Annotated in this window: 7 protein-coding genes; 4 read left to right on the forward strand and 3 right to left on the reverse strand. The window is 57.8% G+C overall.

Annotation, left to right across the window (positions count from 1 at the left end; genetic code table 11):
• Positions 1-5: 5 nt before the first annotated feature.
• Together Yoon_RS06635 and pbpC are read left to right on the forward strand one after the other, a co-directional pair.
• Positions 6-5,348: an MG2 domain-containing protein gene (locus Yoon_RS06635; RefSeq protein WP_238111300.1), complete on the forward strand. Its 5,343-nt coding sequence runs from the start codon at positions 6-8 to the stop codon at positions 5,346-5,348.
• The gene (gene pbpC, locus Yoon_RS06640) at positions 5,348-7,366 is read left to right on the forward strand and encodes a penicillin-binding protein 1C (RefSeq protein WP_238111306.1); all 2,019 of its coding nucleotides are present in this window, start codon (positions 5,348-5,350) and stop codon (positions 7,364-7,366) included. The genes Yoon_RS06635 and pbpC overlap by 1 nt, the downstream gene beginning before the upstream one ends.
• On the opposite strand, the gene Yoon_RS06645 is transcribed toward pbpC, so the two are convergent.
• Positions 7,363-8,319 (reverse strand): glycosyltransferase family 2 protein, encoded by a 957-nt coding sequence (locus Yoon_RS06645; protein ID WP_238111308.1) that lies wholly within the window; start codon positions 8,317-8,319, stop codon positions 7,363-7,365. The genes pbpC and Yoon_RS06645 overlap by 4 nt on opposite strands.
• Positions 8,316-8,864: a pseudouridine synthase gene (locus tag Yoon_RS06650; protein WP_238111310.1), complete on the reverse strand. Its 549-nt coding sequence runs from the start codon at positions 8,862-8,864 to the stop codon at positions 8,316-8,318. The genes Yoon_RS06645 and Yoon_RS06650 overlap by 4 nt, the downstream gene beginning before the upstream one ends.
• A 188-nt stretch (positions 8,865-9,052) precedes the next feature.
• Here Yoon_RS06650 and Yoon_RS06655 point away from each other — a divergent pair, with 188 nt between their 5' ends.
• Complete coding sequence (locus Yoon_RS06655; protein WP_238111312.1) at positions 9,053-10,330, forward strand: DUF3422 family protein; 1,278 nt, start codon at positions 9,053-9,055, stop codon at positions 10,328-10,330.
• A 60-nt stretch (positions 10,331-10,390) separates the two neighbouring features.
• Complete coding sequence (locus Yoon_RS06660) at positions 10,391-11,698, forward strand: cytochrome-c peroxidase (protein WP_238111313.1); 1,308 nt, start codon at positions 10,391-10,393, stop codon at positions 11,696-11,698.
• Here the strand turns inward: Yoon_RS06660 and Yoon_RS06665 are convergent.
• Positions 11,695-12,936, reverse strand: coding sequence for an ROK family protein (locus tag Yoon_RS06665; protein WP_238111314.1), 1,242 nt, complete (start codon positions 12,934-12,936; stop codon positions 11,695-11,697). The two genes, Yoon_RS06660 and Yoon_RS06665, sit on opposite strands and share 4 nt — an antisense overlap.
• Positions 12,937-13,034 lie beyond the last annotated feature (98 nt).

A 13,034-nucleotide genomic window follows, 5' to 3' on the forward strand; every position in this document is an offset into this window, starting at 1 on the left:
ATTCCATGGCTCGGTCTTTGAAGTCGCTTATTTTTGCGATTGCTACCATTTTTGCAGGCGGCGTCGCAGCCCAAGAGCAGGTCCCGGTGGCGCGGACAATATATGAACGCGGTGTTGATCTTGTCGGAACGGATTTAGCACAAATTTTTGATACAACGGCCGCAGCCTGCGAGGCGGCTTGTTTAAACAATAACGCCTGCACGGCGTTTACGTTCAACCAACGCTCAAACGCGTGTTTCCCAAAGACAAATGTCACCGATTTTTTGCCATTTGAGGGGGCGCTGTCAGCGCGGGTCTATGCGACTGACCCTGCGGTTTTGGCCGGGGCCACTGCGCGCATGGCCGAGCTCAATTTCTTACGGGGCGGCGATTTCGAAGCAGCGGCGAATTTAACCCGCCTGTCGAACCAACCGATCCGCAATGCGACGCAGTCCCAGCGCGCGGCGTGGGATCGGGCCTTGGCAACTGATTTGGCGAACGACTGGATTGCTTTTGGTCGGAACGCGGGTGTTTCAAATAGCCGCGTGACCGGTATGGCTTTGCCGGCCTACGTTAAGGCCTATTTGCGGTCGCTTGATCTGCAAACTCGGCGTGCGGCGGCGATGTCGCTGGCTTATGCGCTTGAAGATGCAGGGCGTGGTCGTCGGATGATTGACGCGTTGCGGCTTGCGCAAGCGTTGCGCTTTGATCGCGAAACCGAAGTGCAGCTGGACGAAGCGATTGGAAAATATGGGTTCCGGGTGGTCGACACCAAGGTTGAAAGTGATAGCGCAACCCCCCGTATTTGCGCCGTTTTTAACGAAGAATTGATAAATGCGGGCACTGATTACACGCCGTTTGTGCAATTGCCACAGACACAATTGGTCGTCACGGTTAGCGATGGGCAGCTTTGCGTTGATGGGGTCGAACACGGTGAACGTTACCGGATTATTCTGCGCAATGGCTTGCCCGCCGCGAGCGGCGAAACGCTGACTTACCCTGTTGAGATCACGCTTTATGTGCGCGACCGCGCGCCGTCTTTGCGGTTTGCCAGCAGCGCCTATGTGTTGCCCCGCATGGGCGATATTGCGATCCCGCTGGAAACTGTAAACATGTCGCAAGTGGATCTGAGCCTGAGCCGGATCGACGACCGTAACTTAATGCGCACGATCCAATCTGGCCTGATGGACCGGAGCGTGTCGCGGTACGGCGGGGATTTGTCGACTGAAATTGGGACAAGCATCTGGTCAGGCACGGCAGATGTGGCCCAAGAATTAAATCGTGATATGCTGACCCGTCTGCCACTTGGGGACGTGTTGATCGACGAACCTGCAGGGCTTTATGCGCTCACCGCTCGTAGCAGTAGCGATAGCGATGAAATCGGCACGACGACACAGTGGTTTGTGCTATCGGATATCGGGGTGGCGACCTATTTGGGCAATGACGGGCTGACGGTCGCTGCGCGTGGTCTTGGCGACGCATTGTCCATCGCTGATGCGCAGGTGACATTGGTGTCGCGCAGCAATGCCGTCTTGGCCGAGGCGCAAACAGGGGCCGATGGTGTTGCACAGTTTGCGGCGGGACTGACCCGCGGCACAGGTGGTAATGCGCCCGCATTGGTGACCGTGGCCTTGGGCGACGATATGACGTTTTTGTCACTGACAGATGCAGCCTTTGATCTGTCTGATCGCGGCGTCGAAGGGCGTGAACCAAGCCAACCGATTGATGTGTTTATGGCCACGGATCGCGGTGCATACCGCGCTGGTGATACGATCCACCTGACGGCCTTGACGCGGGATCAAACCGCACTGGGGCTGGATGGCATTCCGCTCACAGCGGTACTGATCCGCCCGGACGGGGTGGAATACAGCCGCCAGATTTCGACGGATGATCGCGCTGGCGGGCATGTATTTGCGTTGCCCGTGGCGTCGACCGCACCGCGCGGCACTTGGCGGATCAGCGTTCAGGCGGGTGCAGATAACGGGTCATTGGCCCAAACCACCGTATTGGTCGAAGATTTCCTGCCTGAGCGTATCGATTTTGACTTGGCATTGCCGGATGCTATCCGGCTGGGTGATACGCCAAACTTACGTGTCGATGCGCGCTATCTGTTTGGTGCGATCGGGGCTGATTTGGATGTCGAAGGCGAGGCCTTGTTGTACGCCGCCAATAGCCTGGATGGGTTTCCCGGCTACCGCTTTGGTCAGTATGACGCCCGTTTTGACGGTCAGCTGAATTATCTTGATGGCGGCGTGACCAATGGCGAAGGGATTGCAAATCTACCCGTTGCTCTGCCCGATGTTGATGCGTCACAGCCGCTCGAATTGCGGGTCACTGCGCGGGTCAAAGAAGGCTCTGGTCGCCCGGTTGAGCGACAGATTACTGTGCCCGTACTGCCTGATCAGCCGATGATCGGGATCAAACCGCTGTTTGACGGGGTGATCAGTGAAGACAGCACCGCCCCATTTGAGTTGATCGCGCTGAACCCCGATATGACGGGTGCCGATATGCGGGTGCAATGGACCGTCAATAAGGTGCGTACCCGGTACCAATGGTACCGTCTGCATGATCGCTGGCACTGGGAACCCACGACAACCCGGACACGCATTGCCACGGGTGAAGCCACGCTTGGCACCCTGCCAACGCGGGTTGAGGCGAATGTCGAATGGGGCCAGCATGAGATCGTCGTCGAGGCCGTCGGCGGTAGCTACGTCGCGGCATCTGATGAGTTTTACGCAGGTTGGTATGCGCCAGCATCCGCAGATGACACGCCAGATTTGCTTGAAGCCTCGCTTGACGCGCCCGCATATGCAGTGGGTGACACGGCAACGTTCCGTGTGGTGCCGCGTTATGCGGGCCAAGCGGTGGTAACGGTGATGTCGGATCGCTTGATTAGCATGAAAACCGTTCCCGTGACTGAAGGCGAAAACTTGATTACTTTGCCTGTGACCGAAGAATGGGGCGCAGGCGCCTATGTCAGTGCGTCGGTCATTCGACCGATGTCCGTGGCTGAAAACCGCAACCCAAGCCGCGCGCTTGGGCTTGGCTATGCGCAGGTTGATCCCGGCGATAAGGCGTTGCACGTGTCCTTGCAGGCACCCACGACAATGCAGCCGCGCGGACCAATGGATATTGCGGTGCAGGTTGATGGGGTGCGCGCTGGTGAAACAGCATACGTCACCTTGGCCGCCGTTGATTTGGGTATCTTGAATTTGACGGGCTTTGAAACGCCTGATCCGCAAGGTTACTACTTTGGGCAACGTAAGCTAGGTGTTGAAATTCGCGACGTCTATGGCCGTTTGATTGACGGGTTGAACGGCGCGATGGGCAATGTGCGTTCGGGCGGGGACGCTGTCTCCGCTGCCGGCATGCAAAGCCCGCCACCGACCGAGGAACTTGTCACCTACTTCACAGGCCCCGTAACTGTCGATGCGAACGGGCAAGCGCAAGTGCGCTTTGATTTGCCAGCCTTCAACGGCACGATCCGGTTGATGGCAATCGCATGGTCGGACACAGGCGTTGGCCAAGCCGTACAAGACGTGATCGTGCGCGACCCAGTTGTTTTAACCGCCAGCGTGCCGCGTTTCTTGGCACCGGGTGACCAAAGCCGGGTGCTGTTGGAAATCGTCCATGCGGACGGGCCTTCAGGCGACATTGGCTTGCAGATTGCGGCCAATGGGCTTGGGCTTGTCTCTCAAATCCCGTCTTCCTTCTCTTTGGCAGAAGGCGGCAAACAGGTGTTTGAAATTCCCTTCGCGGCCTTTGACGTCGGTAATCATAGTATCGATATCACGCTCACGACGCCTGATGGGCGCGCACTGGTGAAATCGTTGAATGTACCCGTTGTCGTCAACGATCCCGAGGTCAGCCGTATCAGCCGGTTTAGCCTTGGGGCAGGGCGCAGCTTTATCTTTGATGATGATGTCTTTGCGGGGTTGGTGAATGGTACCGGTAAGGCGACGCTTTCGGCTGGGCCGCTTGCGCGGTTTGATGCGCCGGGGCTGCTCAATACGCTTGATCGCTACCCCTATGGTTGCACCGAACAGATCACATCGCGGGCGATGCCGCTGTTGTATCTGGATGGGGTTGCTGCGGCGATGGGGCTTGCAACGCGCGATACGATCCAAGAACGGGTCACGCAAGCGATTGCTGAAGTGACCTCTAATCAATCGGCAAACGGGGCCTTTGGGCTCTGGCGGCCAAGCTCGGGTGATCTGTGGCTTGATGCCTATGTCACTGACTTCCTGACCCGCGCGCGGCTTGCGGGCTATGCGGTGCCCGATGTGGCTTATGGCAACGCGGTCGCGAACCTGCGTAACGCGGTCAACTATTACCCTGACTTTGATGAAGGCGGTACTGATCTGGCCTATGCGCTGTTTGTGCTGGCCCGCGAAGGCGAGGCGGCCGTCGGTGATTTGCGTTATTATGCGGATCAAAAAGCCGATGCGTTTACATCGCCTTTGGCCATCGCGCAGGTTGGGGCTGCCTTGGCACAATATGGTGATCAGCCACGTGCAGATGCGATGTTTGCCCGTGCTGGGCGCGTGTTATTTGCGCGAATCGCTGCCGAAGAGCGCCGTTTGTGGCGCAGTGACTATGGCACCTACCGTCGGGATACGGCGGCCGTCCTCGCACTCGCGGTTGAGGCGGGCAGCAACGCGATTGACCGTGACCAATTGGTGCAGCGCATTGCCACTGATGCCAGCCATGTGTCTACGCAAGAAGCAGCATGGACGTTGCTTGCAGCCAATGCGCTTGTCGATGATTTGCGCACGACAGGTCTGACCATCGATGGGTTGCTACCTGATGGGCCTGTGGTTCAGTTGCGCGATGCGCAAACGGGTGCGGCACCGGTGACGATTACCAATACAGGGGTGCTGCCCACTGAAATCACGGTCACAACCTTTGGGGTGCCAAGCGAGCCTGAACCAGCAGGCGGCAATGGCTATGCGATTGAACGGACCTATTTCACCACCGAAGGGCGCGAGGTCAATCTTGGGGACGTGGCTGTCGGCACGCGGCTGGTGACTGTGTTGACTGTGCGCCCGTTCGGGCGACAAGAGGCCCGGTTGATGGTCAACGACCCGCTTCCCGCCGGGTTCGAGATCGACAATCCAAACCTGCTGTCCGGCGGCGATATTCGTGCGCTTGACTGGATAGAATCGACCTATGCTGAAAACGCTGAATTCCGCAGTGATCGGTTCTTGGCGGCGGTTGATCGGCGCTCGGATGAACCGTTCCGATTGGCTTATATCGTGCGGGCCGTTTCACCGGGCGATTTCTATCACCCAGCGGCCTCGGTTGAGGATATGTACCGCCCGCAAATGCGAGCCCGCACTGATGCTGGAAAAGTCACGATTACCCCGTGATGCGCAGTCTATTTGCCATAGCGATCTGTCTTTGGGTCGCAGCTGCGGCGCGCGACGGGATTGACGATTGGGTTGACGCGACCGTGTTACCTGCGCTTGCGATGGACGTAAGTACCGAAGTGCGCGACCGCAACGGTGATTTGCTGCGCGTCTATACCAACGCGCAGGGACGCTGGCGTCTACCTGTCGATCAGACAGAGGTTGATCCGACCTATCTGCGGATGTTGATTCGGTTCGAGGATAAGCGCTTTGCGGACCACAGCGGCGTTGATTTCATCGCGGCCATGCGCGCCGCCGGGCAAGCTATCTGGCACCGCGAAGTCGTATCTGGTGGGTCGACACTGACAATGCAGGTCGCGCGATTGCTTGAAGACGGCAGCACCGGACGCTGGCAAGGAAAACTGCGCCAAACCCGCGTGGCATGGGCGCTAGAGCGTCATCTGAGCAAGGATGAGATCCTGACGCTTTACCTGAACCACGCGCCCTTTGGTGGCAACATCGAAGGGGTGCGTGCTGCGTCTTACGCCTATTTTGATCGCCCACCACGCAGGTTAACCCCGGCGCAATCGGCACTTTTGATCGCCATTCCGCAATCACCCGAAGCGCGCCGCCCTGACCGCGCACCAGATGCGGCGACTTACGCGCGCGATGCGGTCTTGAACAGGCTGCTTGCCGACGGGTTCCTTGATGCCGCGACATATGAAAGTGCGACACGCCTTGCGGTGCCTGCGACCCGCCATCTGTTGCCCGCATATGCGCCGCATCTTGCAGATCGCGCGTTGGCGGCAAACCCAATCCAAACCCGACACGATCTGACACTGGACCGCCGCTTGCAAATCGCGCTCGAAGATTTGGCTGCAAGCGCAGTTGGCGGGCGCTCTGATGGGGTGCAAATCGCCATCATGGTCGCCGATCACCAAAGCGGGCATATTCTGGCAAGTGTTGGATCGGCCGCCTACAACGCCAATACGCGCGGCGGGTTTATTGATCTCACGCAGGCTGTACGCTCGCCTGGATCGACGCTGAAACCGATGATCTACGGGCTTGGATTCGACCAAGGGTTGATCCACCCCGAAACCCTGATTGCTGACCGTCCAACGGATTTTGACGGCTACAAACCGCAGAATTTTGACGGGCTGTTTCGGGGTGAGTTGCGGGTGCGAACCGCTTTGCAGCATTCACTGAACATCCCTGCTGTCGCGGTGACCCAAGAGCTGGGGCCGCATCATCTGATTGCAGGGTTGCGCCGTGCAGGCACAGCGCCGCAAGTGCCGGGTGGCGCGCCGGGCTTGGCTGTTGCATTGGGTGGGGTGGGGCTGACGTTGCATGATCTTGTCGCGCTTTACGGGGCAATCGGAAACGGAGGCGTGGCCATTGACTTGCGCTCGCACGAAGCACCCACAGCAGGGTTTGTGCCGCAAGTGGTAATGAACCGGGCTGCGGCCTGGCAAATCGGACATGTCCTCGAAGAAGCCCCCCGCCCGCGAGGCGTGCAGGCCACTGGGATCGCGTTTAAGACCGGCACGTCATATGGGCACCGTGATGCTTGGGCGATTGGGTTCGATGGGCAGCATGTGGTGGGTGTATGGATGGGGCGGCCAGATGGCACGCCTGTGCCTGGTGCCTTTGGCGGTGATCTAGCAGCGCCCGTGATGTTTGACGCTTTTGGGCGGATCGCGCTGCAGCCGACACCGCTTGGCCCGCCACCCCATGAAACGCTGCTGCTGTCGACCGCGCAACTGCCACAGCATTTGCAGTTTTTCGGGACGCGGAATGCCGCAATCGCACACGCGCCGCAGATTGCGTTCCCACCTAATGGGGCCGTTTTGGATGCGACGTTTTCGACAGTAAAAGTGCAAGATGGGCGCGCGCCCTATATATGGCTGGTCAACGGTCAACCGGTGGCGCGTACGCACCGCAACCAGGTTGATATTGCCGCACTGGGATTCGGGTTTTCGTCGCTCACTGTGATCGACGCAGACGGGCAATCAGATCAGGCGCAAATTGAAATCCGTTAGGCAGTCCAAACGGCAATCTGTTCTGGCGTTAATGTCGCGTCGCGCAACGTCTTGAACTGCGCAAGCGCGTCAGCCTCAAGCGTCGCGACCCGGCCAGTACCCCGAAAAACATCAATCTGCGCAAGTGTGGCGTCGAGGTGTTGGCGCGCCTGCGGTAATTCAATCGCATTCCGATTGTTGCGATTCCAGAATTTTGAGTTCAAGAAATAGCGCCCATCTGCGCGACCCATCGCATCGCCGCGCAGGTTTTTCATCAAAAACACATCTTGCGACCGTGTGGCATAGTGGTGAATACAGCCGTTTTCCCATGTCATATGCGCGTCTGTAAGCGGGACGTAGCGCGCGCGCTTCGTTTCAAACATCGCGGTTGGTGACATTTCAAACCCTTTTGCATTCGCGACTGTGACGCTTTCATCGACAGGGCTTTTGGGCATGTGGTCCGTTGCGTTACCAAAGCGGCTTGGTCGAAACAGCGATTTGTGCATCGTCGCGCCATAGCGCAAACGCGGGGTCGTATGGGTGAACTGCGCAATCACCGACCCGCCGTTCCAGCGTGTGATCCCCGAGTCCCCAAAGGGCCGCCATGCCAGCGCGATGCAGTCGGCAGGGCCGGCGGCGCTGATCAGATCGCCGACCTTTTTATCGCCCGGATCGACATGCAAGAATTCATCAGAATCGCAGTGGAGAAGATAGTCCACCCCCATAAGCCGGTTGTTCTGGAATACGTTGCGCATCCCCGCGATTTGCGGGGCTTCGCCGGGTTGGATATCATTGCGAATGTGCATGATGCGGGGATCATATGCGGCGATTTCGTCAAGCAGCGTATCTGTGCCATCGGTGCAATCATTGGTCACAACCGCAACCGTATCAAAACCAACAACCAACTGATAGGCCAACCATTCAAGCAAAAAGATGGCTTCATTTCGCATGCAAGCGACAACAGCAGTGTTCATGTTTGTATCTTTCGCGCGTGTCCGTTTTCGAGCCCGTCAAGCGTCCAGTCGCCAACCCGCCAGCGCACCAGTCGGAGGGTCGGGAACCCCATATGGGCGGTCATGCGGCGCACTTGGCGATTGCGCCCTTCGCTGATTGTAATCTCAACCCATGTATCGGGCACGGATTTGCGGAACCGCACGGGCGGGTCACGTTCCCACAATGTCGGCGGATCGATTAACCGCACCTTGGCAGGGCGTGTGGGCCCGTCTTTAAGGGTCACCCCGTCACGGAGCGCTTGCAAATCAGCATCTGTTGGCGCGCCTTCGACCTGCACGAGATAGGTTTTGGTCAGCTTATGTTTCGGGTCGGCGATGCGGGCCTGCAATTTGCCGTCATCCGTCAGCACCAGTAGGCCTTCGCTATCGCGATCAAGCCGCCCAGCGGGGTAGACACCCGGCACATCGATATAGGCCGACAGCGTCGGGCGCGGCGACGGGCTGCGCGCATCTGTGAATTGCGACAAAACCCCAAAAGGTTTGTTGAAAAGGACGACATTTGCCATGGCCCACATTTGCCCCAGATATGCGCGTAGGTCTATGCCGTTCTGACATCGATCCTTTATGTATCGCGTTGCTGACTGGGCGGTATACCGTTGTGTGCATCTAACTGCATGTAAATATTAGGTTTTTTCTTTACGAATGTGTGGCTGCGCGTTAGGCTGGGGCTAGTTGTCGAACAAATGGTAAGCCTATGGCCCCGATAATAGATCATCCCTTACGGCTCGAAATGGCCAATGAATTGCATGCGCGCCCGTTTCCGGTTGTGCAAGCGCCGGGCCGCGCGGCGTTTCTTGCGATGAAGCCGGCGCAAAATGCGGCGGGTCGCGATCGCGCGGCTGATATGGCGCATTTGGCGGCGTTGCTTGACCGTTTTGATGCGCCGCACCCTGCACCGGATGCGACGCATTACTTTGGCCAAATCGGGGCTTATCAGCTGAAATGGGAAAGCCATACGGAATTTGTGACCTTTACGATTTTGGGCGCTGGCGTCGCACAGACGCCTTTTGACGCAACGACGTTTCAGCTTTTTCCTGAGGATTGGTTGCAAGCGGCCCCTGGCACGCGCGTGACATCGGCGTTGATCCGTGTCGAAACGGCTAAAGGCGATGATGAAATCATTGCCGATACCGACGATTGGTTCGCGCCCGAAAGCCTTGCGATCAGTCGGGTGCTGGATGGTGAGCTGGTGATCGCGGGTGATTTTTGCATCGATCCTGCTGGGCATATGCGATTTGCGGTGTTTGCGCAGCCAACGGTGGGAAAGCGGCGCGTTGGGCGGGTTGTGCAGCGATTGTGCGAAATTGAGACCTATAAGGCGATGTCAATGTTAGGCCTTTTGCGTGCACGCAGCCTTGGCCCGCAGATGGGCGCCATTGATGAGAAACTTGCGCAATTGATCGCCGATATGCGGGCGGGAACGCCGGATGCGGCCGCACAGCTTGACGCATTGCTTGATGTTTCGGCAGAACTAGAGAGCATTTCTGCGCAGTCATCGTTTCGCTTTGGCGCGACCCAAGCCTATGAGACCATCGTCAATCAGCGCATTCAAATTCTGCGTGAAGCCCGGTTCGCGGGCAGGCAGACCTTTGGTGAATTCATGATGCGCCGGTATGACCCGGCAATGCGCACGGTCACGTCAACGCAACAGCGGCTGAACGCGATGTCAGATCGTGCATTGCGCGCAGGTAATTTGCTGCGGACACGGGTGGATGTCGATAGATCTGCGCAAAATCAGGCATTGCTGACCAGCATGGATCGGCGTGCAGATTTGCAATTGCGGCTACAGCATACCGTCGAGGGGCTGTCGATTGTTGCGATCAGTTATTATGCTTTGAACCTCGTGCTCTATATGGCGGGGCCTTTGCAATACGGGTTGGGGATAAGCAAAACGACTTTGGCTGCGGTGGCGACGCCGGTTGTTGTGCTGGGCGTTTGGGTCGCGTTGCGCCGTATTCGCAAACATCTGTAATCGCAGGCACTTGCATGATGCGCCCGGCGTGATACCCATTTGCCCCTTGGGGGGAGCCAAATGAAATACGCTATTTTGATCGTCGGTTTTTTTTGTGCGCAGGTTGCGCGGGCACAGGAATTGCCACGCCCAATCACCGCAGCGGACTTTGTCGCGGTCAATATGCAAGAGGCCCGTTTGGGCCAACTTTTGTTCTATGACCCGATTTTGTCAGGCAACCAAGAGGTTGCCTGCGCCACCTGTCATCACCCGGCCTTCGGCACCAGTGATGGGCTGTCATTGGGAATTGGGGATGGTGGGCGCGGGCTGGGGACAGGGCGTGTTGTCGATCCGCAAAACCTGCCCGAACAACGCATCCCGCGCAATGCGCCGGCGCTGTTTAACCTTGGCGCATATGAATTCACGCGCCTGTTCCATGATGGGCGGATTGAAGTCGATGCAACGCGCCCGGGTGGTATTCGTACCCCGTTAGACGCGGATATGGCGGTCGGGTTTGCATCGCTATTGTCGGCGCAAACGATGTTTCCGGTGTTAAGCGGTGATGAGATGGCCGGGCACTATAGCGAAAATGATGTGGCCTCTGCGGTGCGACGCGGGGTGCTGACCGGACAGGGTGGTGCGTGGGATATTATCAGTCGCAGGGTTGCGTATTTGCCCGCATATGCTGACAACTTTATCGCGACCTATGACCATATCGAGAGCGCCGACCAGATCGCGTTTACGGATATTTCAAATGCGATTGCAGTGTTCATGGCCTTTGAGTGGCGCTCTGACACGGCGCCATTTGATACGGTTTTGCGTGGCGATGCCACATTGCCAGAACCTGCCGCTACGGGGATGGCGCTATTTTATGGTGATGCGGGCTGCGTCAGCTGCCATGCGGGTCCTTTTCTGACGGATCACGATTTTCATCCGATGGGCAGCCCGCAGATTGGACCGGGCAAAGCCGCGCGGTTTGAAAGCCACGCGCGCGACGAAGGTCGTTTCCGGGTCACAGGCGATGCGGCGGATCTATATGCGTTCCGGACGCCAAGCCTGCGCAATGTCGCGCTGACAGCTCCGTACGGGCATGCTGGTGCTTATGCCGATTTGCGTGCATTTGTTGAAGCGCATTTGGATCCTTTGTCGGCTTTGGAAACTTATGAACTGGGTCAAGCACGCTTGCCCGCATTTGACGTCGATGATCTGCGCGAAACATCTGACGCCATTGCGCAGGTGGCGCTGCGCGCAGGTCCGCCGATGGATGATATGCAAATTACTGCGATACTGGCGTTTTTGGACACCTTGACTGATCCGGCGGCTTTGACCGGGCGTTTGGGGGTGCCGGACAGCGTGCCAAGCGGACTGGACATACCGAACCCTGACTAGGCCAGGTTTGCAATCGCCTGATCTGTGACTGCTGACAAGGCCAGTGCGGTGGCCCCGCGCGCCCAGACCAAATCCCCCCATGCGTGGGTTTCGACAGTGCAGGGCGCCCGTCCGTCATTCAATGTCAGGCGGTGCATTTCTGACATGACCTCGTCTGCGTACAAATAGTCATATTGCATGCGCTCACCAGAGATGATGATCAATGCAGGATCGAACAGTTGCACGATATTGGCCAAACCGACCGCCAAATAGCGGCCCGCGCGGCGAAAGATTGTTTGTGCCGCTTCATCACCTGACTTCGCTTGGGTAAACAGCGCCTCAAGCAAGGCGTTAGGGCTTTGGCTTTCATGGGGTTGCAGATGCAACGCTGTGGCGGCTTCGCGTGCAAGCGCATAATCGGCGAGATAGGCCTCAAGGCAACCGCGCCGCCCGCAGCGACACAGGGCACCGTCCAGCTGGACCTTGGTATGGCCCAATTCAAGCCCCATGCCGCGCGCACCCCGATACAAGCGGTTGTCGATCACAAGCCCCATACCGACGCCCTGTTCGATGGTGACGACCGCAAAATCAGATTTCGCCCGTCCCGCGCCGAACCAAAGTTCAGCCAAGGTCAGCATATTGGCGTCATTGTCCAAATGGATTGGTAGGCCAAATTTTTCCCGAAATGCAGTCGCAAAATCACAATTGCGCTGTGCCAGCAGCGGGGACCAAGGCACAGTGCCAGCCTGATGGTCAACGATACCCGACAGCCCAATCCCCACGGCGGCCACTGCAGATAGTTGCGTGCCCGCAGCGTCAAGCACGTCATGGATCAGTTTTCCGACCTCGGCCAGCAAATCATCTAGCTGCTTTGGCCCAGCCAGAGTTTCAAGCACAGCTGTCGCGCGGGTGTTTCCCGCAAAATCGGTCAATACGGCTGAATGCACCTTTTCGGACAGCTTTATGCCAATCACTGCGTGTGTTTCGGTAACAACCTCAAGCGCGACGGCGGGGCGGCCGCGACCGGTTTCGCGCGGGATACTTTCTACCTCGCGCAACAGCCCGGCATTGATCATCTCGGCGGTTAAGGCAGTGGCGGAGCCCGCGCTAATGCCAAGGGCTTGTATGACATCGGTGCGTGTTGCCCGCCCGGCTGCGCGGACGTGTTCAAAAATCTCTTGGCGCATCGGCTTCGTCTGCGCAGCGCCAAGCGGTAAAAGCGGTCCGCAGCCTTTTGGGGGTGAGTGATTGTCCAACATACTTTTGCGCCTGAATTATTATTGGCGATATTGAGCGGAAAACGACAATTACCGCAAGTAGGAATCAATATAACTACCGAAATTCCGCATTTTTGTGT

It is taken from the genome of Yoonia sp. I 8.24, assembly GCF_022096995.1.
In the GTDB taxonomy this organism is placed as follows: domain Bacteria; phylum Pseudomonadota; class Alphaproteobacteria; order Rhodobacterales; family Rhodobacteraceae; genus Yoonia.

Excerpts from the sequence above, each read along its gene's own strand:
- pbpC (WP_238111306.1), top strand. The coding sequence starts at position 5,348 with ATGCGCAGTCTATTTGCCATAGCGATCTGTCTTTGGGTCGCAGCTGCG.
- Yoon_RS06665 (WP_238111314.1), bottom strand. The coding sequence starts at position 12,936 with ATGTTGGACAATCACTCACCCCCAAAAGGCTGCGGACCGCTTTTACCG.
- Yoon_RS06655 (WP_238111312.1), top strand. The coding sequence starts at position 9,053 with ATGGCCCCGATAATAGATCATCCCTTACGGCTCGAAATGGCCAATGAA.
- Yoon_RS06660 (WP_238111313.1), top strand. The coding sequence starts at position 10,391 with ATGAAATACGCTATTTTGATCGTCGGTTTTTTTTGTGCGCAGGTTGCG.
- Yoon_RS06635 (WP_238111300.1), top strand. The coding sequence starts at position 6 with ATGGCTCGGTCTTTGAAGTCGCTTATTTTTGCGATTGCTACCATTTTT.
- Yoon_RS06650 (WP_238111310.1), bottom strand. The coding sequence starts at position 8,864 with ATGGCAAATGTCGTCCTTTTCAACAAACCTTTTGGGGTTTTGTCGCAA.
- Yoon_RS06645 (WP_238111308.1), bottom strand. The coding sequence starts at position 8,319 with ATGAACACTGCTGTTGTCGCTTGCATGCGAAATGAAGCCATCTTTTTG.